The sequence below is a fragment of the Nocardia inohanensis NBRC 100128 genome (assembly GCF_001612945.1).
GTDB lineage: Bacteria > Actinomycetota > Actinomycetes > Mycobacteriales > Mycobacteriaceae > Nocardia > Nocardia inohanensis.
Window position 1 is genome coordinate 166,628 of the sequence record NZ_BDBK01000015.1, and the last position, 18,606, is coordinate 185,233.

An 18,606-nucleotide genomic window follows, 5' to 3' on the forward strand; every position below is an offset into this window, starting at 1 on the left:
TTGCGGGGTAGAGTTATCCGCGAGCCATATCGACGAACCGGCTCAGATGCAGCTGATGTGCGACAGTAATCGTGGCGGTCGGTCCATTTCGATGCTTGCCAACGATGATATCGGCTTCGCCGCCTCGTGGGTCATCTCGCTCGAATGCATCGGGCCTATGCAACAAAATGACCATGTCCGCATCCTGTTCCAAACTTCCGCTTTCACGCAAATCGGACACCATCGGACGCTTGTCTGTTCGCTGTTCAGGACCACGGTTCAGCTGCGAGATAGCAATCACCGGAACTTCGAGCTCCTTGGCCAAAAGCTTGAGGCTTCGGGAGAATTCGGAGACTTCCTGCTGACGCGACTCCACCTTTTTACCAGAAGACATCAGCTGGAGGTAGTCCACGACCACCAGCCGCAGATCATGCCGCTGCTTGAGCCGCCGCGCCTTGGCGCGAATCTCCATCATGGTGAGGTTCGGCGAATCATCAACGAACAACGGCGCTTCGCTGATCTCGCTCATCCGCCGAGCCAGCTTCGTCCAGTCGTCATCACTCATCCGCCCCGAACGCATATCGCCCAGTTTGATCTTCGCTTCCGCGGATAGCAGACGCATGACGATTTCGGTGCGGCTCATCTCGAGGGAGAAGATGACGCTCGCCAGACCGTGCTTGATCGAGCAACTCCGCATGAAATCCATACCCAAGGTCGAATTGTGGGTTGGAATCATGGAACGGCTGGCGAGGTACAGGTGTTCGGCGTTCGATACCTCGACGCAACGCACCGGGACGCTGGGGATCGGGCGAATGTCGACGATGAAGCGGGAGCCGGAGCGTGCGGTGTTGGTTGCTCCGCGACGAAGCTTGTGCAGCAGCTCTTTTCGGCTCAGGCCGAAGACTTCGTCCTCCGTCTGGAAGGTCAGGGTGTAGGCGGTCGAGGAATCCTCGGTCCGGCCGCGCACCTGCTTGGTGGACAACTGGGAGCGGTAGCCCAGGCTCACAATGAGTTCTTCGACGTCCCGGGCCAGTCGTTCGTTGGTTACCGAGAACTGGACAGATCCGCCCTTGGTCACGGTGCCGTCGGTATCGAGCAATCCCGCCAGTAGGGCTCGCCGCTGCGTCTCCGACGCGCGCAGGTAGTCGATCGGGATGTGCTTGTTCTCCAGGACGCCGATGGTGCGCAGGCGGGCTTGGACGGAACCGATGCTGTTGCGGCACTCCTGGCACATGCGCAGACCGATGGACGGACCGCCGCAGTGCGAGCAGGTCGGTGCGGGGACCGGGTCGGACAGGAAACGCGCCTTGCCGCCGCAGGATCGGCCGCAGGTCCGAACCTCGCTCGTGTAGGGCACGAATTCCTTGCCGCACACGACGCAGTCACGTGGGGCGATGGGCTCCTCGACGGGCAATTGCAAGCTGTACCGCAGCGCCACGCTGTCGGAGTGCACCGCGACGATGCCCTCGTTCTCGATGCGCAGGATGATTTCGGGGTCGGCGCTGGTCAACTGGGCGCAAGCGGAACTGCCGTCACCGAGCCACGCACCGAGTGTGTAGGGGGGCACGAGCAATTCGCGCTCGGATAGCCGCAGCGGTTCGGCATTCACGACCGAGTGGTTGAGGCGGCGATCGGCTGTCGTGCAGCGCAGGGTCGCGGCGATCTCGGCAGTGGTCCGGACTTCGGCGAAGGTCTGCTGGTTGCGGTATCCGTTGCAACCCTTCGCGGCCTGCTGGGCGGAGCGGCGCGAAGCCCTTGTCTCGGTGAGCCATTGATGTTGCTCGTCGGCGACGATCACGGTGCCGTCGGAGAACTCGATCTCGTAGCACGGACGGCCGGTCATCACCTCGGTAGCGGCGACGACACGGGTCGGGTGGCCGTGGGCGTCCAGCAGTTCGTCGCCCACCTGTACTTCGCCCATGGTGGTCCAGCCGGTGGGCGTCGGCAGCGGAGTGTCCAGTGCGAGGGCCTTGCCCACGCCCGGGCGGGCCGCGACGATGATCATTTGGCCGGCGTGCAGGCCGTTGGTGAGTTCGTCGAGTTCGGTGAAGCCGGTGGGGACGCCGAGGGAGATGCCGCCGCGGGAGGCGATGGAGTCGAGTTCGTCCATGGTGGGCTGGAGGATTTCCTCCAGGGCGGCGAAGTCTTCGGTGGAGCGGCGTTCGGTGACTTCGTAGATTTCGGCTTGGGCGCGGTCTACGACTTCGGCCACGTCTTGGCCGTCGGCGCCGGCGTAGCCGTATTGGACGATGCGGGTGCCGGCTTCGACCAGGCGGCGCAGGATGGCCTTCTCGGCGACGATTTCGGCGTAGTAGCCGGCGTTGGCGGCGGTGGGGACCGTTTGGGTCAGGGTGACGAGGTAGGGCGGGCCGCCGATGCGCTTGAGTTCGCCCTTGCGGTCCAGGGCGGCGGAGACCGTTACCGGGTCGGCGGGTTCGCCGCGGCCGTAGAGGTCGAGGATGGCGTCGTAGACGGATTGGTGTGCGGGGCGGTAGAAGTCGCCGGGGCGCAACACCTCCACCACGTCGGCGATGGCGTCCTTGGAGAGCAGCATGCCGCCCAGGACGGATTGTTCGGCGGCCATGTCGTGCGGGGGCTGGCGGCCGAAGTCCTCGCCGGGGGCCTGGGGGTAATCGGAAGGCCCGTGTTCATCGTGGCCGCGATCGTCGACGACTGCCATCTGGCTCGACCGTCCTCTCTCCTCGCGCCCGGAACGACGTCCATGACTCGTTCTACGCCTGCGCACCGACAACTTAGGGCAGCCACGCGGGGCCGACACGCCGAAAAGGCTTGGGTGGGCGGCAAACCCGTGGCTACAGGGCAGGGTAGATGGAGTCGTGCCGTCTCCGGACTCTGGTCACGACAATGTCTGCGAACCTAGGCGACCGGGAGGGCACTCGCCAAACCGAGCTGTGCACACACCTGTGGACAATCTGGGTATTGTTCACCCGCTGTTGTGCACCCCCTGTGTATTACTTGGGGACAACAGCGGGCCGAGCCAGCCAATCTGCTGGTAGTGGCCTAATTCTCAGTGTTCGCAACTGTGGATCAATTTGGTGCGGCGTGTCGCCGCACACTCGCTTCCGCGCGTGTTGGGTGAACAGTCGGTCGCCGATCGGTGACCTGTCACACAACCCGGAAGGTTGGTTTCATTTTTGATCCACAGGCCGCAAACAACATCGGAGGCCACCCTCGCGCCAGGCGATGGTGACCTCCGAATGACCGAATTACTCGGCGGCGCTGACCTGCAACTCGACCTTGGCAGCCACGTCCGGGTGCAGGTGCACCACGACGCCGTGCTTGCCGGTGGTCTTGATGTGGGCCTTCGGCAGCTCGATGCTGCGCTTGTCCACGACCGGACCGCCGGCGGTCTTGATCGCGGCGGCCACATCGGCGGCGGTGACCGAACCGAAGAGCTTGCCGGTGCCCGCGGTCTTCACCGACAGGGACACGCCGGTCAGGCCCTCGAGGGCCTGCTTCAGCTCGTTGGCGTGGTCGAGGTCGCGCACGCGACGGGCGTCCTGCGCCCGGCGGATGCCCGCGACCTGCTTCTCCGCACCGCGGGTGGCCACGATGGCCAGGCCGCGGGGCAGGAGGAAGTTACGGCCGTAGCCGTCCTTGACCTCCACGGTGTCGCCGGGCGCACCGAGGTTGTCGACATCAGCGGTGAGGATCAACTTCATTGCTGTGCCTTCCCTTCTCAGCGAGCGGTGGACACGTAAGGCAGCAGAGCCACCTCACGCGAGTTCTTGACGGCAACGGCGATATCGCGCTGGTGCTGAACGCAGTTGCCGGTCACCCGGCGAGCGCGGATCTTGCCACGATCGGACACGTACTTGCGCAGCAGCGCGGTGTCCTTGTAATCGATCTTGGCGCCGTGGGTGTTGTTCTTCTTGCCGGCTTTGTCTTCCTTGCAGAAGGTGCAAGCCTTCTTCTTCAGCACCTTTTCGCGTGCCGGTGCTTTGGCCATGGTCTTACACTCCGTAATTTCGGGAATCCAGCCTGGTGGATTCCTGGCAAAGCCGTTCCGGCGCAGTCGAATTCAGCGAGCCGAATTCAGGTGTACTGCTCAGAACGGCGGTTCATCGTCCATTTGGCCGCCCCCGAAGGAGCCGGCCGCGGGCGCACTGCCCCACGGGTCGTCGCCGGCACTCTGGCCGCCGCGACCTCCGCCACCGCCACTGCTACCGCCGCCGGAGAAACCGCCTCCGCCGCCGCCCTGCTGGCCGCCACCGCCACCGCCGAAGCCGCCGCCGCCACCGCCACGGGTGGTTTTGTTGACTTTCGCGGTCGCGTAGCGCAGCGAGGGCCCGACTTCGTCGACCTCGAGCTCGACCACCGTGCGCTTCTCACCCTCGCGGGTTTCATAGGAGCGCTGCTTGAGCCGGCCGCTCACGATCACTCGCGAGCCTCGGGTCAGGCTCTCGGCGACATTCTCCGCAGCTTCACGCCAGATGTTGCAGCGCAGGAAAAGCGCTTCGCCGTCTTTCCATTCATTGGTATTACGGTCGAACACACGGGGAGTCGACGCGACCGTGAAGTTCGCGACGGCCGCTCCCGCGGGCGTGAATCGAAGCTCGGGGTCAGCCGTCAAATTTCCGATGACGGTGATGACCGTGTCGCCTTGGGCCATGGTTCCTCCTGCTTTCCGGTGCAGTCCGCAACTCGCTCGCGCCGCGCGGCTTCAGCCCGATATCGGGTTCAGTGCACGGTTTGCCAGTCAGCCTAGAGATAGGGACCGACGATTTACGAGCGACGTTGCGGGAGGACTGGACTACTTCTTGTCGAGGCGCAGCACCTTGGTGCGCAGCACCGACTCGTTCAGGCCCAGCTGGCGGTCGAGCTCACTCACGGTCGCGGACTCGGCGGTCAGCGTGACCACCGCGTAGATGCCCTCGGCCTGCTTGTTGATCTCGTAAGCCAGACGACGGCGGCCCCAGATGTCGACGTTGTCGACCTTGCCGCCCTCGGTCCCGACAACACCGAGCATGGTGTTCAGATTCGGGCCGACGGTGCGCTCGTCCAGGCTCGGATCGAGAATGACCATCACTTCATAATGACGCACGGACCTCATCACCTCCTGTGGACTGGAAAACGGCCCACGGACTGTCCGTGGGCAGGAGGGTTCGTTGCGTCAGCAACCCGACAAGACTACATGGGCCTGCTGCGCGGCCGAAAAGCGGTCGTGAAGGCCGGAGGGAAAGCCACACGGCGCCGGTGTTGACGTGCGGGGTTCGGGGCGCGATGAGACCAAAGGAAGCCGACACGCGGGAGGTCCGCTTACATTGGTCCCCATGTCGAACCGACCCGTCGCCAGCGCACCGGTCACCGGCCGTCGCCTGCCGCGGGATCCGGGAACTATCGGAGTCGTCGCTGTTCTGGTGTGCTGGGTCACGCTGCTGTTCGCGTATTTCAACAAGGCGCGGTGTGCCGGGTCGCCGTTCGACGGGAGCGGGCGGAGCCTGATCTTCGATCGGATCAAGGATTCGGACGTTTGTTATTCGGATATCCAGTTCCTTTGGCTGGGGCGGGATATCAACGAACATGTGTTTCCGTATGTGAACGGCGGGATCACCCCGGATGGGACGCTGACCGGGGGAGTGGTCGAATACCCGGTGCTGAGTGGGCTTTTCATGTGGCTGGGCGGGCTGGGTGCGCACAATGACGCGCAGTTCCTGCTGCACAGCGCCTGGCTGCTGGTGCCGTTCGCGCTGCTGACCGCTTTCATGCTGGGGAAACTGTCGGGCTGGTCGGTGCTGTTGTGGGCGGCCGGGCCGCCGCTGGTGCTGTACGCCTTCCACAATTGGGAATTGCCGGTGGTGTGCACTTCGGTGGCCGCGGTTTATGTGATGGCCGCCCTGCCGCGATATTCGTTGCGCACCAGGGGAATTGTCGCCGCGATCCTGCTGGGCATCGGTTTCTGTTTGAAGCTGTATCCCGGAATCTTCGTGCTGCCCTTGCTGCTCTACGTGCTGGTCGGCGAGAACGGCCGGGAGCGGCGGGATTACGACGTGCGCGGTGCGCTGGCGGTGGCCGGGGCGGCGATCGGCACGGTGGTGGCGATCAATCTGCCGTTCGCCTTCGCCGGTTACGAGGGCTGGCGCGCCTCCATCACCTTCCAGCAGTTGCGCCAGGCCGATATCACCACCAATTCCATTTGGTACTGGGGACTTCGGCCGCTGTTCGGCAATGGCCCCGATGCCGAGAACAGCTTCCAGAACGTGGTGTCGGTGGCCTCGCCGGCGCTGGTGCTGGCCTCGTTCGCGCTGGCCGCGTGGATCGGCTGGAAGCGCTATGCCATCAACGGCCGCTATCCGTGGATCGGTGTCAGCGCCGCCATGCTGTGTGGATTCCTGTTGTTCCACAAGGTGCATTCGCCGCAGTACACGCTGTGGCTGATCCCGTTCCTGGTGCTGCTGGAGATCCCGTGGACGCTGATCGGGGTGTATCTGCTGGCCGATGCGGCGATCGGGATCGGCGTCTTCCGGTACTTCTATGCGCTGGGTCAGGGCCACGATGCCGATATGCAGGAGAGCATCGTGCAGTTCGGCGTGTGGGGTCGCGCGGCGCTGCTGGTGATGTTCTTCTTCATGTTCGTCTGGGCGCATCCGCGCCGCGGTGGCCTGTTAGCTCTGCCGGGCGCGGAAAGCCGCGCTCTTGGCCCGGTTTCCGCAGATGGTCATATCGCACCAGCGGCGCGAACCGCCGCGTGAGGTGTCGATGTAGAGCCGGGTGCACTCCGGTCGCCCGCATTCCCTGATCCGCGCGTGGTCCTCGCCGCCGAACAGTTCGATGGCGTCCCTGGCGATGTCGGTGAGCGCCTGTTCCGCCGTGCCGGAGCGCCGCACGCTCCCGTCGGCGTGCAGGGTCAGCCGTGTCGGTTCGCCGTGTGCGAGTTCGTTCAGCACCCGTAGGTCGGCGGCGGGCATCGCGGTCCCACCGGTTTCGGCGAGCGCCAGGTGCCAGGCGGCTTCGCGCAGCCGGGTGGCGCGGCGCAGCGTCTCCGCGCCGACTTCGGGCGCGGTATCCAGTACTCCGGCCTCGATCAGCCATTGCCCCAGGTCGGCCGGGGTGGTGAGGAGGTCGTTGAATTCGGCGCGCCGGGCCTTCACGGTGCCGATGAAGTCCAGCGTGCGGTTTCCGCTGACGAAGGTGAACACCTCGCCATAGTAACCACCTTGACAGGTTATGCGCCGCGATGCCACGGTAGTAACCGGTCAAGATGGTTAGCGCGGGAGGAATCATGAACAACCGGCTCTTCGAAGTAGCGGGACCGCCCGCGCTGATCCTCATGTGGAGCAGCGCCTTCATCGCCGGCATCATCGGCGTCGGCGCGGCCCCGCCCATGCTGGTGCTCTTCGGCCGCTTCGCCATCGCGGGCACGCTGCTCATCCTGCTGGCGCTGGCCACCGGCGCGGTCTGGCCGCGCGGAAAACTGCTGGGCCACACCGTGATCGCGGGCCTGCTCATGCAGATGGTGCAGTTCGGCGCCTTCTACACCGCGATGGGCGAGCAGGTCAGCGCCGCCGTCATCTCGCTCGTACAGGGCCTGAGCCCGCTGGTGATCGCCGTGTTCGCGGGCTTGCTCGGCGAAGCGGTGACGCACCGGCAGTGGCTCGGCTTCGGAATCGGCGGTCTCGGAGTCGGTTTGGCGGTGGTCGACCAATCCAGCTTCTCGCTCACCGGTTTGCTGCTGTGCCTGGTCGGCCTGGCCGGACTCAGCCTCGGCACGGTCTACCAGAAGCGCTTCACCCCGGGCGTCGATCCCAAGGTGGGCACCGCGGTGCACGTGGCGATCAGCGCGCCCTTCGCCGGTGCGCTGGCGCTGGCGACCGGCGCGTTCCACGTCTCGGATCCGGGCCGCTTCGCCGGTTCCATGGTGTGGATGGTGCTGATCAATTCCATGGCCGCGTTCCTGCTGCTCAACACCATGTTGCAGCGCTGGGACACCACCCGGGTCGGCCGCCTGTTCTTCGCCACTCCCGTGGTCACCGCCATCATGGCGTGGTTGATCATCGATCAGCCGGTTGGCCCGGTGACCGTCGCCGGCCTCGCGCTCGGCATCCTCGGCATGGTGCTGGCCGCCCGTCGCACCGCCCCGCAATCAGCCGGGCAGCCCCCGGTCGCCCCGGCGCCGGCGACACCGGCGGTCGCGGCCGGTAGATAGCCGGCCGCTCCGGCGGCGGCACGGCACACTATCCCCCATGCTGCACCTGCGAATCATGGCTCCCGCCACGATGACCGACGACATCCTCGCCCTGTTCGACGACGATTGCGCCGTGAGCGGTCTCGCCGTCTTCCGCGGCGCGGCGGTCCGCCCGGCCGGAGACCTGATCATGGCCCAGGTCGCGCGCGAGGGCGCGAACGATATCGTCCAGCAGCTGCGCGCCATGCGGGTGCATCAGGTGGGCAGTATCGAACTCGAGCGGATCGATACCTGGCTGTCGCGCAAGGGTTTCCAGGCCGAGTTGCGCACACCCGGTAGCAGCGCCGATGCCGTGGTGTGGGCGGAGGTCGGGCAGCGCGCCTACGAGGACACCGAATTGAATTGGACCTACCTGAGTTTCCTCACCTTGGCGACGGTCATCGCGAGCATCGCGATCGTGCTCGATTCCCAGATCCTGGTGGTCGGCGCCATGGTGCTGGGGCCGGAGTTCGGTCCCATCGCGGCGCTGGGGGTGGCGCTCATCCGGCGCCGGTTCGTCCTGTTGCAGTTGGCGATTCGCACCCTGGTGCTCGGCTTCGTGGTGGCCATCGGAATCACCATCGCGGCCGCTTTGGCGGCGCGCGGCCTGGGCTGGATAACCCTCGCCGATGTGGACGGCCCGCGCCCCGGCACCGCCTTCATCTACACCCCGGACAAGTGGTCGTTCATCGTCGCGGTGATCGCGGGGGCGGCCGGGGTGCTCTCCATCACCTCGGCCAAATCCCTCGGTATGGCGGGTGTTTTCATCTCGGTGACCACCGTGCCCGCCGCGGCCAATATCGCTATGGGCGTGGCCTTCGGTGACGGTAAGACCGTCTGGGGCAGTGTCGCCCAGCTGCTGCTGAACATCGCCGGGATGGCGCTCGCCGGCTGGTTCACCTTGGCTGTGCAGGAACGGGTCTGGTCGCGGATTTCGGTGCGGCGCGCCCGGCACATGTCCACGCCGCGCCGCATGCTCTAGCGGGTTACTTGCGCCCCGGCGTCCAGTTGAGACCCCAGTTGTACGCCTTGTCGATGGCGCTCTGAGAACCGTTGATGTACTGCACTTCCCGGTGCACGGTGAGCCCGCCGCCGGTGTTCTGCAACAGCGCGATGGCGCACGAGCGCGACCCGTCCACCGGCGAATCCAGCCGTACTTCGATCTGCGGGCCGTGCGTCGGGAACAGCGTCACCACCCCGTCGGCGGCCGCCCAGTTCGGCACGCCCTCGTAGATGAACGCGTAGATCAGGATGCGCCGGAACGTATCCGGCTTCTCCAGGTTGATGTGCATGTTCTCGCCGCCGGTGGCCGCGCCGGTGCGGTCGTCGCCGTCGAGCTGGATGTAGGGCGCGGATTGCAAAGAGCCGAAGGCGTTTCCGAGCGCCTGCACCACGCCCTTGCGCCCGTCGGTCAGTTCGTAGAGGCATCCCAGGTCGAGGTCGACGGCATTGGAGCGCCGGAACAGCCCGCGTTTGCCCTGCGACCAGTTCAGGTTGACCCGCATCGCCCCTTGGCTGTCACCGGGTTTGGTGAGGTTCACCGACGGTGTGGCCTTGGACAGCGTGACCTTGCCCAGGTTGACGCCACCGGGGTTGGGCTGGTTCATGCGTACTCCCCCCTCAGGGAATCGGATAGCAAAAAACCCGCGCCCGCCACCTCGCGAATGCGTGGGACGGGCGCGGGTCGCGACGGAACTCAGCCTACCGGCGTGACTTCCTGCTCGCTCAGGCTTTTCGCACCGCCGTCCTCGTCGCCTTCGCGACGATTGCGGATGATGCTGGTGATGAAGGCCGCGCCGATGAACGCGACGCCGACCAGACCGGTGATGACCTCGTTGATGTGCACGCCGATCGAGACCAGCAGGATGACCGCCAGCGCGCCGATGGCCCAGTGCGCGCCGTGCTCCAGGTACACGTACTCCGAGAGCGTGCCCTTACGCACCAGGTACACGGTGATGGAGCGGACGAACATGGCGCCGATCAGGCCCAGGCCCAGCGCGATCAGGATCGGGTCGGAGGTGATGGCGAACGCGCCGATGACGCCGTCGAAGGAGAACGAGGCGTCGAGCACTTCCAGGTACAGGAACAGGAAGAAGCCGGCCTTACCGGTGGCCTTCACCAATTCCGAAGGCCCGGAGGCGTTCTCCTCGTCGAACTCCTCGGTGTGGAACATGGAGCCGAGGCCGTCGACCACGATGTAGGTGACCACGCCCAGGATGCCGGCCAGCAGCACGGTGCTGATGTCCTTGTCCTTGGCCAGGAATTCGGCGGCGAGCACGATGCCGACCAGGGTGATGACCACCGAGAGCATGTCCAGCTTGCCGAGCTTGGCGAGCGGGCGCTCCAGCCAGCCCAGCCAGGTGATCTCGTGCTCTTCGAGGATGAAGTTCAGGAACAGCAGCAGCAGGAACGCGCCACCGAAGGCCGCGATCTGCGGGTGCGCGTCGGTCAGCAGCTTCTCGTAACTGGGGCTGCCGTCCGGGAATTCGAGCGCGCCGTCGGCGGGCGGGTTCATCGCCAGGTCGAAGGCTTTACCGGGGTTGAGGCCCGCGGTGACCCACACGATGGCCAGCGGGAACACCAGGCGCATACCGAAGACGGCGATCAGCACGCCGACGGTGAGGAAGATCTTCTGCCACCAGTCGCTCATCTTCTGCAAGATGGAGGCGTTGATGACAGCGTTGTCGAAGGAGAGCGACACCTCGAGGATGCCCAGGATCGCGCAGAGCGCCAAGGCTGTTGGTCCGCCGTAAATGAACGCCGCGATCAGCGATGCGATCGTGACGACTATGGAGAGGCCGAAAATACGCACCGCAATGGGGCCTTTCGTAGTGCCGGGTTCGGTTCATGCTTGCACGTAGAGGGGCCCGACGCCCGAGCCCCCCTGGTGCGTGTTGCTCCGTCTTTAGACGGTGACGCCGTAATCGCGGGCGATACCGGCCAGTCCGGAAGCGTACCCCTGGCCGACGGCGCGGAACTTCCACTCGGCGCCGTTGCGGTACAGCTCGCCGAAGACCATGGCGGTCTCGGTGGAGGCGTCCTCGGACAGGTCGTAGCGGGCCAGCTCGGTGCCGTTGGCGCGGTCCACCACGCGGATGTAGGCATTGCGGACCTGGCCGAAGCTCTGGCCGCGGCCGTCCGCCTCGTAGATCGAGACCGGGAAGAAGATGGACTCGATGGTCGGCGGGGTGGCGGACAGGTCGACGTTGATGACCTCGTCGTCGCCCTCGCCCTCACCGGTGCGGTTGTCACCGGCGTGCACGATGGCGCCTTCGGGCGAAGACAGGTTGTTGAAGAAGACGAAGTGCTTGTCGGACACGACCTTCTTGTCGGCGCCGGTCGCGATGGCGCTCGCGTCCAGGTCGAAGTCGGTCCCCGTGGTGGTGCGCACATCCCAGCCCAGGCCGACGGCGACCTGGGTCAGGTTCGGCGCCTGCTTCGTCAGCGAAACGTTGCCGCCCTTGGACAAACTGACACCCATGCGGGAATCCCTTTCGTAGGAAAGCGTTCTAGCGTTCTTGGTTCGCGGCATGTCCGAATTGCCGGGTCCGCCACTACGACACTAGTAGCAATGGCGACCCCTTCGCAGGAACTCTTCCGCCTCTCCGCGACTTCAGCGCGCGGCAGAGTTCCGTTGCCAGTCTCGCACGCGTGCCTGCGGTCAGGACCCGATCCGATTTTGGACGTCCCCGGTGAGTTACCCCATCCTTACGAAATCAGTTGTCACCTACGATCGGGTCGTGGCAGGCCGTAGACGCGGGTGGTTCCGCGGATCCTCCCGGAACACCGAATGGGTGCAGCAGGCGCGGACGACGCTGACCGCGGCCTTCCTGGACATGGATAAGCGGCAGAGCATCGCCGAGCAGGCGGTGGCGGCCTCGGCGGCGGTGTTCCCCGAACGCGGGATGGCGGCGGTCTGGGAGCCGGTGCGGGCGCGCTGCTACGACGCGGCGGGCGCCTATCTGGCCTTGACCGAACGCTTGGACCAGGTGGAACGGGACGGCGGCACGGTGGCGCAGCCGGAGATCGACACTCAGATCCGGCGGCTCGGGGATGCCGCGCGGGCGGTGGACGATTTCTATCGGGGCAATCAGGCGCATCTCGAGCACGCGGTCGCGGTGTACGGGACGGTGCCGCAATTGGTGAACCAGGTGCGGTCGGCGGCGCAGGCGGCGCGGCAGGCGGCCGACGCTTCCGCGTACGCGGGATACCCGTCGGTGCGGTCCGCCGCAGCGGCGGTGGATGAGGGATTGATCACCCTCGAGGGGGTGCTGGCGGGGTCCGGTGCGGGGGCCGCGCGCGATGCCGCAACCCATCTGGAGACCTGCACCAGAACCTTGTCAAGGGCCCTGGAAGATGCACCGGGCAAACAGCATTCGGCTACCACCGCACTGGCTTCGGCGGGCACCCGGCTGGCGGCCGCGCGCCATCGGATCGAGCGGATCACCCCGGCGCTGTCGGCCCTGTTCCGGGAGTTCAACGCTGCGAGTTCGTCCGATTTGACCAACAATGAACGCGAAGCCCTGCGCGCCATCGACGCCGCCGACGCGGAACTGACTCGTGCCCGGGCGGCATTGCAGAACAACGACCCGGAGCAAACGCTTGACCTGACCACATCCGCCCGCGGACAGCTCGCCATCGCCGAGGAGAAAGCCGACGCGGTTACCGACCGGCTCACCCTCTTGCGAGAGGTCCGCGACAAGCCGCAGGACAAGGCCAAGGCCGTCCGGTTCAAACTGCGCGACGCGCAGATGCTGGCGGTCAACAGCGGTCTCGTCCCGCAATGGGGATCGGTACTGGATGCCCAGTCCGACCGCCTGGATCGGGCCGCCGCCGGATTGACCGGCCGGCATCCCGACTACTGGGCCTACGTCTCCGAGCTCGACGCCATCACGGCGTTCATCGCGGGTGTTGTCGAACGCATGCGAAATACCGATAGATAGAACCGACCGCTTTGTAGGAGAAATGGGGGACGATGACCGCGATTATCACCACCAGGCCGGACGTCGCTCCCGTATCGCTGCACAAGCGCATACCCATGAGACATCACCGGCAGGTGCCGGGACCCGAACTACGCCTGCTGTTCCATCGCCCGCCGGAGCCGTTCACCGACTGCATGGACCGCGAGACCCTGGCCATGGCGCTGGGCGCGACGCTGTATGTGCCCGCCACCCGTGCGGACCTCACCGCCGCCATCATCAAGCGCGCGCAACGCGGGGTCTGCTCCATGGTCATCGACCTCGAGGACGCCGTCGCCGACCACGACCTGGAGTACGGAAAGCGCCAGGCCGCAGCCACCTTGGACGAGATCGGCGCGGGCGTGGACCTGTATCCGCTGCTGTTCGTGCGGGTGCGCGACGCCGACACCATCGGCGAGATCATCGACTGGATCGGGCCCGGCGCAAAGGTTTTGACCGGATTCATCTTCCCCAAGTTCGACAGCAGATCCGGCGAGAAGTACCTCGCGGCCATCGAAGCGGCATCGGAACGGCTGGGGCGCACCGTGTTCGGGATGCCGGTGCTGGAATCGCCCGCGCTGGTGCACCGTCAGACCCGCGATCCGGAATTGCATCGCATCCAGGACATGCTCACCGCGCACCGGGACAAGGTGCTGGCCGTGCGCATCGGAGCCACCGATATGTGCTCCACCTTCGGCATCCGGCGCGACCGTGACCTCACCATCTACGACGTGCGGGTGGTCGCGGACGTGATCGCCGACATCGTCAACTACCTGGGCCGCACCGACGGCACCGGGTTCACCATCACCGGGCCGGTGTGGGAGTACTTCGCCGACCACGAGCGCATGTTCCGGCCCATGCTGCGCACCTCGCCGTTCGCCGAGGTGGACGCGGTGCCGTTCCGGGAGTACCTGGTCAGCCGGGACCTGGACGGGCTGCTGCGCGAGATCGCCCTCGATCGCTCCAACGGCATCCAGGGCAAGACCGTCATCCACCCCTCGCACGTGCCGGTGGTGCACGCGCTGTCGGTGGTCACCCATGAGGAGTACTCCGACGCGCTCGACATCCTGGAGCGGGACGCCGGCGGGGTCGCGGCCTCGGAGTATCGCAACAAGATGAACGAGATGAAGCCGCATCGCAGCTGGGCACGGCAAACGCTGCTGCGGGCCAAGGTATTCGGAGTCACCGACAAAGGGGTTTCGTTCGTGGATCTGCTGAAGGCGCTGGCGTCGTGAACTCACCCTGGGCCACCCGGGAGCTGGGACTCGGACTGCGGCACGGCAATTCGTACGTCGCGGAGTGGGAGATCCCCGCGCTGGTCGAACCCGGGCTGCGGCGCAATCCGCGCCGGGCGCATCTGCTGGTCTCCACGGTGCTGGGCAAGCATCTGCCGACCGATCCGCATCGGGTGATCGAGGCCGGGAACCGGCTGGGCGATCTGGTGCGCGAAGTGGTGGACGGGCCCGTGGTGGTGCTCGGATTCGCCGAAACCGCAACGGGACTCGGACATTGCGTGGCGGCGCGGATGCGGGCGGAGTGCTATCTGCACTCGACGCGGCGCGAGGTGCCGACCGCGGTGACGCTCACCGGGTTCGAGGAAGGGCATTCGCACGCCACCTCGCACCTGTTGCAGCCGGCGCCGGCGCGGATCTTCCTGAACTCGCTGCCCATGGTGCTGGTCGACGACGAGATCTCCACCGGCGCAACGGCACTGGACGCCATCCGGGCGCTGCACGAATTCACCCCGCGCACCCACTATGTGCTGGCCTCGCTGGTGGATATGCGCACCGAGGCCGACCAGGCGGCCTTCGAAGCGGCCGCCGCCGACCTGGGCGCGCGCATCGACACCGTCTGCCTGGCCGCCGGGGAGACGCTGCTGCCGGCGAACCTGGTCGATTCCGTACAGGCGTTGCCCGAACCGGAGCTGAACCCGGTCGCGGCGGTCCGCGGGCGGTTCGAACGGATCGAATTGCCCTGGCCCGCCGCCGTTCCCGAAGGCGGACGGCACGGCATCCTGCGCACCGACGGCACCGGCTTCGAGGCCGCGCTCACCGATGCGGCGGCGACGCTGCGGCGCGGACTGGACGCCCTGCCCTGGGGCGGCGCGGTCGGTGACCGCCCCCGGCCGGTCATCGTGCTGGGCCACGAGGAGCTCATGTACCTGCCGCTGCGGCTGGCCGAGAGCCTCGCCGACAGCGGTATCCCCACCCGCTACCAGACCACCACCCGCTCGCCCGCCTACGTGCTGGACGAGCCGGGGTATCCGCTGCGGCGCGGATTCCGGTTCACCGCACCGGAATCCGGTGAGGACGCGGCGCGCTACGTGTACAACGCGGCCTGGCCGGAACCGGCGGCCGAGGCGCCGATACTGCTGGTGGTCATCGACGAACCGGCAGACACCGACCGGCTCACCGCCGCCGGCGGGCTGATCGACGTGCTCACCGCGTCCGGCGCGGATGTGGTGCTGGCCGTGCTGCCCGAGGCCGACCCGCGCGCGCTGACGGCGGTCCGCAGCGAACTGCCGAAACCCTTGCGGGGGCCGGAATTCGGGTCCTATGCGGCCGACGAGGTGACCTGGCTGCTCAAGGATCTCTCGGCGGTGGACCTGGAAGCCGAGGTGGCCGAGCGCGAGCAGCGCATCCAGTCCGGGGACGCGCACTACGCCGAATCGCTGCCCATCGAATATCAGCCGGACGCGGCCTACCGGGAACTCTTCGACCGGGTGCTCGAGGACAGCGCCGACCGGCTCGCGCTGGCGGTGGCCACGGTCTCCGAACTCGTCGTCGCGCAGCGCGGGCCCGACATCGTCCTGGTCTCGCTGGCGCGCGCGGGCACGCCGGTGGGCATTCTCATGCGGCGCTGGCTGGCGACCCGGGGCCTGGAGGTTCCGCACTACGCCGTCTCGATCGTCCGCGATCGCGGCATCGACCCGGTGGCGCTGGATTACCTTGCCCAGCATCATGATCCGTCCACCATCGTGTTCGTGGACGGCTGGACCGGCAAGGGCGCGATCACCCGGGAACTGACCGAAGCCCTGCGAGCCTACGAAGCCGCGGGCGGTGCGCACTTCGACGACGAACTCGTCGTGCTCGCCGATCCGGGCAGCTGCGTGCGCACCTACGGCACCCGCGACGACTTCCTCATCGCCTCGGCCTGCCTCAATTCCACTGTCTCCGGACTGGTTTCGCGCACCGTACTCAACGACGCCCTGATCGGTCCCCGGGACTTCCACGGCGCCAAGTACTACCGCGACCTCGTCCCCGACGATGTCTCCGCGCGCCTGCTGGACCGGGTGAGCGCCGCCTTCGACAGCGTGCGTCCCCGGGTGGACGCGCAGGTCGCGGCCGTGCGGGCAACGGATCGCACCCCGACCTGGGCGGGCTGGGCATCGGTGGAGAAGGTGCGCGCGCAGTACGGCATCGCCTCGGTCAATTTCGTGAAACCCGGTGTCGGCGAGACCACCCGGGTGCTGCTGCGCCGCCTGCCGTGGCGGGTGTTGGTCCGCGAGGCCGATGCTCCCGAGCACGCGCACATCCGTTTGCTCGCCGAATCGCGCGGCGTGCCGGTCGAGGTCGTGCCCGATCTCGCCTACGCCTGCATGGGCCTGATCAAGGACGTGAAGAAGTAATGCCGCACCGAAGACGCCCCTCGCCCAGATCGGTCCTGGTGGCGACGGACCTGGATCGCACCATGATCTACTCCCGCAATGCCTTCGGCGCGACGCCCGAGCTGAACACGGTGGTGGTGGAGCACCTGGAGGGCGCGCCGCTCTCCTACATGACCAGCCTCGCCGCGGACCGCATGCGGGCGCTCACCACGCCCGCCGCGGTGGTCCCCACCACCACCCGAACCATGAAGCAGTTCAACCGGATTCGACTACCCGGCGCGCCGTGGCCCTACGCCATCACCACCAACGGCGGCAATATCCTGCACCACGGCAGGCCCGATCTGCGCTGGCGCATCGACCTCGATCGCGAAGTCCGCACCACCGCCGCCACCCTCTCCCAGATCAATGCGGCACTGAGCGCCCGCATCAGCGATTCCTTCGTCAAGAAGTTCCGGGTCGCCGACCACCTCTTCAACTACCTGGTGGTGGAGACCGCCACCCTCCCGGGCGATTTCCTCGCCGAATGGGACGCCTGGTGCCGCCCGCGCGGCTGGTCCGCCTCCCAACAGGGCCGCAAGATCTACACCATGCCGAACGCGGTCTGCAAGAGCCGCGCGGTCGCCGAGGTCCGTCGCCGTCTCATCGATTCCGGTGTGCTGGAACCCGATTCGCGGGTGCTGGCGGCCGGTGACGGCGCGCTGGACGCCGAGATGCTGCGCAGCGCCGACGCCGCCATCCGCCCGCGCCACGGCGAACTCGAACAGCTCGAATGGACCGCGCCCAACCTGACCATCACCAGTGCGGCCGGCATTCTCGCCGCGGAGGAGATCCTCGACTGGTTCCACAACGCGACCCCGGAGGTGGCCGCCTGATGAAATCCACCATGCGTCGTGTCACCGCGGCCGTGTTCACCGCCGCGCTCGCCGTGACAGCTCTCGGCAGCGCCGCCACCGCGGACCCCGCCAAGCCCTCGGCCATCACCTCGGTCGAAAAGGACGGCCGCACCTGGCATCTGAAGGTGTACTCCGCGGCCATGGACAAGGAGATCGTGGTCGACGTGCAGCGTCCGGCCGACGAATCCCGCCCCGCCCCGAACCTCTACATGTTCAGCGGTCTCGATGCCGGTGAAGGCGAAGCGAGCTGGCAGGGCCAGACCACCGCCCTGGAATGGCTGGCCGACAAGCCCGTCAATGTCGTCCTGCCCATCGGCGGCCGCGGCAGTTACTACACCGACTGGCTGCGCCCGGATCCCAAGCTCGGCGTCAACAAGTGGAAGACCTTCTTCACCGAGGAGCTTCCCCCGCTGCTGGACCGGCAACTGAACTCCACCGGCCTGAACGCCCTGGCCGGCGTCTCCATGTCCGGCACTTCGGTCCTGCAACTGGCCGAAGCGAAACCCGGCCTGTGGAAATCCGTCGCCGCCTACAGCGGCTGTGCCCAGATCGCCGACCCCATCGGCCGCCAGTTCGTGAAGTTCGTGGTCGAAACCTGGTCCGGCGGTAGCACCCAGAACATGTACGGCCCCGACGACAGCCCCCTGTGGGCCGAGAACGACCCGGTGGTCAATGCCGAGAAACTGCGCGGCACCAACCTCTACATCGCCACCGGCAACGGCATACCGCGCCCCGAGGACATCCAGTACTACCTCTCCAATGCCCCCGGCAGCACCGGCGGCGTGAACCTCGGCCTCGGCATGGCGATCGAAGCCGCCGTCAACGGCTGCACCGCCAACCTGAAATCCAAACTGGACTCCATCGCCATCCCCGCCACCTACCAGTTCAACCCGGTCGGCACCCACTACTGGCCGTACTGGGAAGACGACCTGCACAAGTCCTGGCCGGTCCTGGCACAGGGAATGGGCTTGCCGGACTGAGCTG

At 66.6% G+C, this 18,606-nt stretch carries 17 protein-coding genes; 8 read left to right on the forward strand and 9 right to left on the reverse strand.

Annotation, left to right across the window (positions count from 1 at the left end; translation table 11 throughout):
- Nucleotides 1–13: 13 nt before the first annotated feature.
- The 5 genes from dnaB to rpsF form a co-directional block, all read right to left on the reverse strand.
- Nucleotides 14–2,659: a replicative DNA helicase gene (gene dnaB, locus NI1_RS27800; protein WP_067826307.1), complete on the reverse strand. Its 2,646-nt coding sequence runs from the start codon at nucleotides 2,657–2,659 to the stop codon at nucleotides 14–16.
- 547 nt (nucleotides 2,660–3,206) lie between these two features.
- On the reverse strand, nucleotides 3,207–3,662 hold the full coding sequence (gene rplI, locus NI1_RS27805; RefSeq protein ID WP_067826309.1) for a 50S ribosomal protein L9: 456 nt from the start codon (nucleotides 3,660–3,662) through the stop codon (nucleotides 3,207–3,209).
- Between the two features lie 17 nt (nucleotides 3,663–3,679).
- Entirely contained in the window at nucleotides 3,680–3,949 is a 270-nt protein-coding gene (rpsR, locus tag NI1_RS27810; protein ID WP_067720447.1) for a 30S ribosomal protein S18, read from the reverse strand.
- A 99-nt stretch (nucleotides 3,950–4,048) separates the two neighbouring features.
- Nucleotides 4,049–4,612 (reverse strand): single-stranded DNA-binding protein, encoded by a 564-nt coding sequence (locus NI1_RS27815; protein ID WP_067720446.1) that lies wholly within the window; start codon nucleotides 4,610–4,612, stop codon nucleotides 4,049–4,051.
- A 141-nt stretch (nucleotides 4,613–4,753) separates the two neighbouring features.
- A complete protein-coding gene (gene rpsF / locus NI1_RS27820; RefSeq protein ID WP_067720554.1) occupies nucleotides 4,754–5,044 on the reverse strand; it encodes a 30S ribosomal protein S6 in 291 nt (96 codons plus the stop codon).
- A gap of 229 nt (nucleotides 5,045–5,273) precedes the next feature.
- Here rpsF and NI1_RS27825 point away from each other — a divergent pair, with 229 nt between their 5' ends.
- On the forward strand, nucleotides 5,274–6,692 hold the full coding sequence (locus tag NI1_RS27825) for a glycosyltransferase family 87 protein (protein ID WP_084523814.1): 1,419 nt from the start codon (nucleotides 5,274–5,276) through the stop codon (nucleotides 6,690–6,692).
- Here the strand turns inward: NI1_RS27825 and NI1_RS27830 are convergent.
- Nucleotides 6,606–7,139, reverse strand: a complete 534-nt coding sequence (locus NI1_RS27830) for a CGNR zinc finger domain-containing protein (RefSeq protein WP_067826311.1) — start codon at nucleotides 7,137–7,139, stop codon at nucleotides 6,606–6,608. The two genes, NI1_RS27825 and NI1_RS27830, sit on opposite strands and share 87 nt — an antisense overlap.
- 83 nt (nucleotides 7,140–7,222) lie before the next feature.
- On the opposite strand from NI1_RS27830, the gene NI1_RS27835 reads away from it, so the two are divergent.
- Nucleotides 7,223–8,146: a DMT family transporter gene (locus NI1_RS27835; protein ID WP_067826313.1), complete on the forward strand. Its 924-nt coding sequence runs from the start codon at nucleotides 7,223–7,225 to the stop codon at nucleotides 8,144–8,146.
- Nucleotides 8,147–8,183: 37 nt separating this feature from the next.
- A complete protein-coding gene (locus NI1_RS27840) occupies nucleotides 8,184–9,146 on the forward strand; it encodes a DUF389 domain-containing protein (RefSeq protein WP_067826315.1) in 963 nt (320 codons plus the stop codon).
- A gap of 4 nt (nucleotides 9,147–9,150) precedes the next feature.
- Here the strand turns inward: NI1_RS27840 and NI1_RS27845 are convergent, their stop codons facing one another.
- The 3 genes from NI1_RS27845 to NI1_RS27855 form a co-directional block, all read right to left on the reverse strand.
- Entirely contained in the window at nucleotides 9,151–9,771 is a 621-nt protein-coding gene (locus NI1_RS27845) for a TerD family protein (RefSeq protein ID WP_067826317.1), read from the reverse strand.
- Nucleotides 9,772–9,860: 89 nt separating this feature from the next.
- The gene (locus NI1_RS27850) at nucleotides 9,861–10,982 is read right to left on the reverse strand and encodes a DUF475 domain-containing protein (protein WP_067826319.1); all 1,122 of its coding nucleotides are present in this window, start codon (nucleotides 10,980–10,982) and stop codon (nucleotides 9,861–9,863) included.
- Between the two features lie 87 nt (nucleotides 10,983–11,069).
- On the reverse strand, nucleotides 11,070–11,645 hold the full coding sequence (locus NI1_RS27855) for a TerD family protein (protein ID WP_067826320.1): 576 nt from the start codon (nucleotides 11,643–11,645) through the stop codon (nucleotides 11,070–11,072).
- Between the two features lie 259 nt (nucleotides 11,646–11,904).
- On the opposite strand from NI1_RS27855, the gene NI1_RS27860 reads away from it, so the two are divergent.
- The 5 genes from NI1_RS27860 to NI1_RS27880 all read left to right on the forward strand — a co-directional run bounded on the left by NI1_RS27860 (nucleotide 11,905) and on the right by NI1_RS27880 (nucleotide 18,602).
- Complete coding sequence (locus NI1_RS27860) at nucleotides 11,905–13,107, forward strand: hypothetical protein (RefSeq protein WP_084523816.1); 1,203 nt, start codon at nucleotides 11,905–11,907, stop codon at nucleotides 13,105–13,107.
- A gap of 95 nt (nucleotides 13,108–13,202) precedes the next feature.
- Nucleotides 13,203–14,357: an HpcH/HpaI aldolase/citrate lyase family protein gene (locus tag NI1_RS27865; protein ID WP_067826321.1), complete on the forward strand. Its 1,155-nt coding sequence runs from the start codon at nucleotides 13,203–13,205 to the stop codon at nucleotides 14,355–14,357.
- Entirely contained in the window at nucleotides 14,354–16,750 is a 2,397-nt protein-coding gene (locus NI1_RS27870) for a phosphoribosyltransferase (RefSeq protein ID WP_084523818.1), read from the forward strand. The genes NI1_RS27865 and NI1_RS27870 overlap by 4 nt, the downstream gene beginning before the upstream one ends.
- Nucleotides 16,750–17,601, forward strand: coding sequence for an HAD family hydrolase (locus NI1_RS27875; RefSeq protein WP_067826322.1), 852 nt, complete (start codon nucleotides 16,750–16,752; stop codon nucleotides 17,599–17,601). The genes NI1_RS27870 and NI1_RS27875 overlap by 1 nt, the downstream gene beginning before the upstream one ends.
- Nucleotides 17,601–18,602 (forward strand): alpha/beta hydrolase, encoded by a 1,002-nt coding sequence (locus tag NI1_RS27880; protein WP_067826323.1) that lies wholly within the window; start codon nucleotides 17,601–17,603, stop codon nucleotides 18,600–18,602. The genes NI1_RS27875 and NI1_RS27880 overlap by 1 nt, the downstream gene beginning before the upstream one ends.
- The last annotated feature ends 4 nt before the right edge of the window (nucleotides 18,603–18,606 follow it).

Bases quoted from the DNA above. Each gene is read 5' to 3' on its own strand.
- dnaB (WP_067826307.1), bottom strand. From the start codon at position 2,659: ATGGCAGTCGTCGACGATCGCGGCCACGATGAACACGGGCCTTCCGAT.
- rplI (WP_067826309.1), bottom strand. From the start codon at position 3,662: ATGAAGTTGATCCTCACCGCTGATGTCGACAACCTCGGTGCGCCCGGC.
- rpsR (WP_067720447.1), bottom strand. From the start codon at position 3,949: ATGGCCAAAGCACCGGCACGCGAAAAGGTGCTGAAGAAGAAGGCTTGC.
- NI1_RS27815 (WP_067720446.1), bottom strand. From the start codon at position 4,612: ATGGCCCAAGGCGACACGGTCATCACCGTCATCGGAAATTTGACGGCT.
- NI1_RS27825 (WP_084523814.1), top strand. From the start codon at position 5,274: ATGTCGAACCGACCCGTCGCCAGCGCACCGGTCACCGGCCGTCGCCTG.
- NI1_RS27835 (WP_067826313.1), top strand. From the start codon at position 7,223: ATGAACAACCGGCTCTTCGAAGTAGCGGGACCGCCCGCGCTGATCCTC.
- NI1_RS27840 (WP_067826315.1), top strand. From the start codon at position 8,184: ATGCTGCACCTGCGAATCATGGCTCCCGCCACGATGACCGACGACATC.
- NI1_RS27845 (WP_067826317.1), bottom strand. From the start codon at position 9,771: ATGAACCAGCCCAACCCCGGTGGCGTCAACCTGGGCAAGGTCACGCTG.
- NI1_RS27855 (WP_067826320.1), bottom strand. From the start codon at position 11,645: ATGGGTGTCAGTTTGTCCAAGGGCGGCAACGTTTCGCTGACGAAGCAG.
- NI1_RS27865 (WP_067826321.1), top strand. From the start codon at position 13,203: ATGAGACATCACCGGCAGGTGCCGGGACCCGAACTACGCCTGCTGTTC.
- NI1_RS27875 (WP_067826322.1), top strand. From the start codon at position 16,750: ATGCCGCACCGAAGACGCCCCTCGCCCAGATCGGTCCTGGTGGCGACG.
- NI1_RS27880 (WP_067826323.1), top strand. From the start codon at position 17,601: ATGAAATCCACCATGCGTCGTGTCACCGCGGCCGTGTTCACCGCCGCG.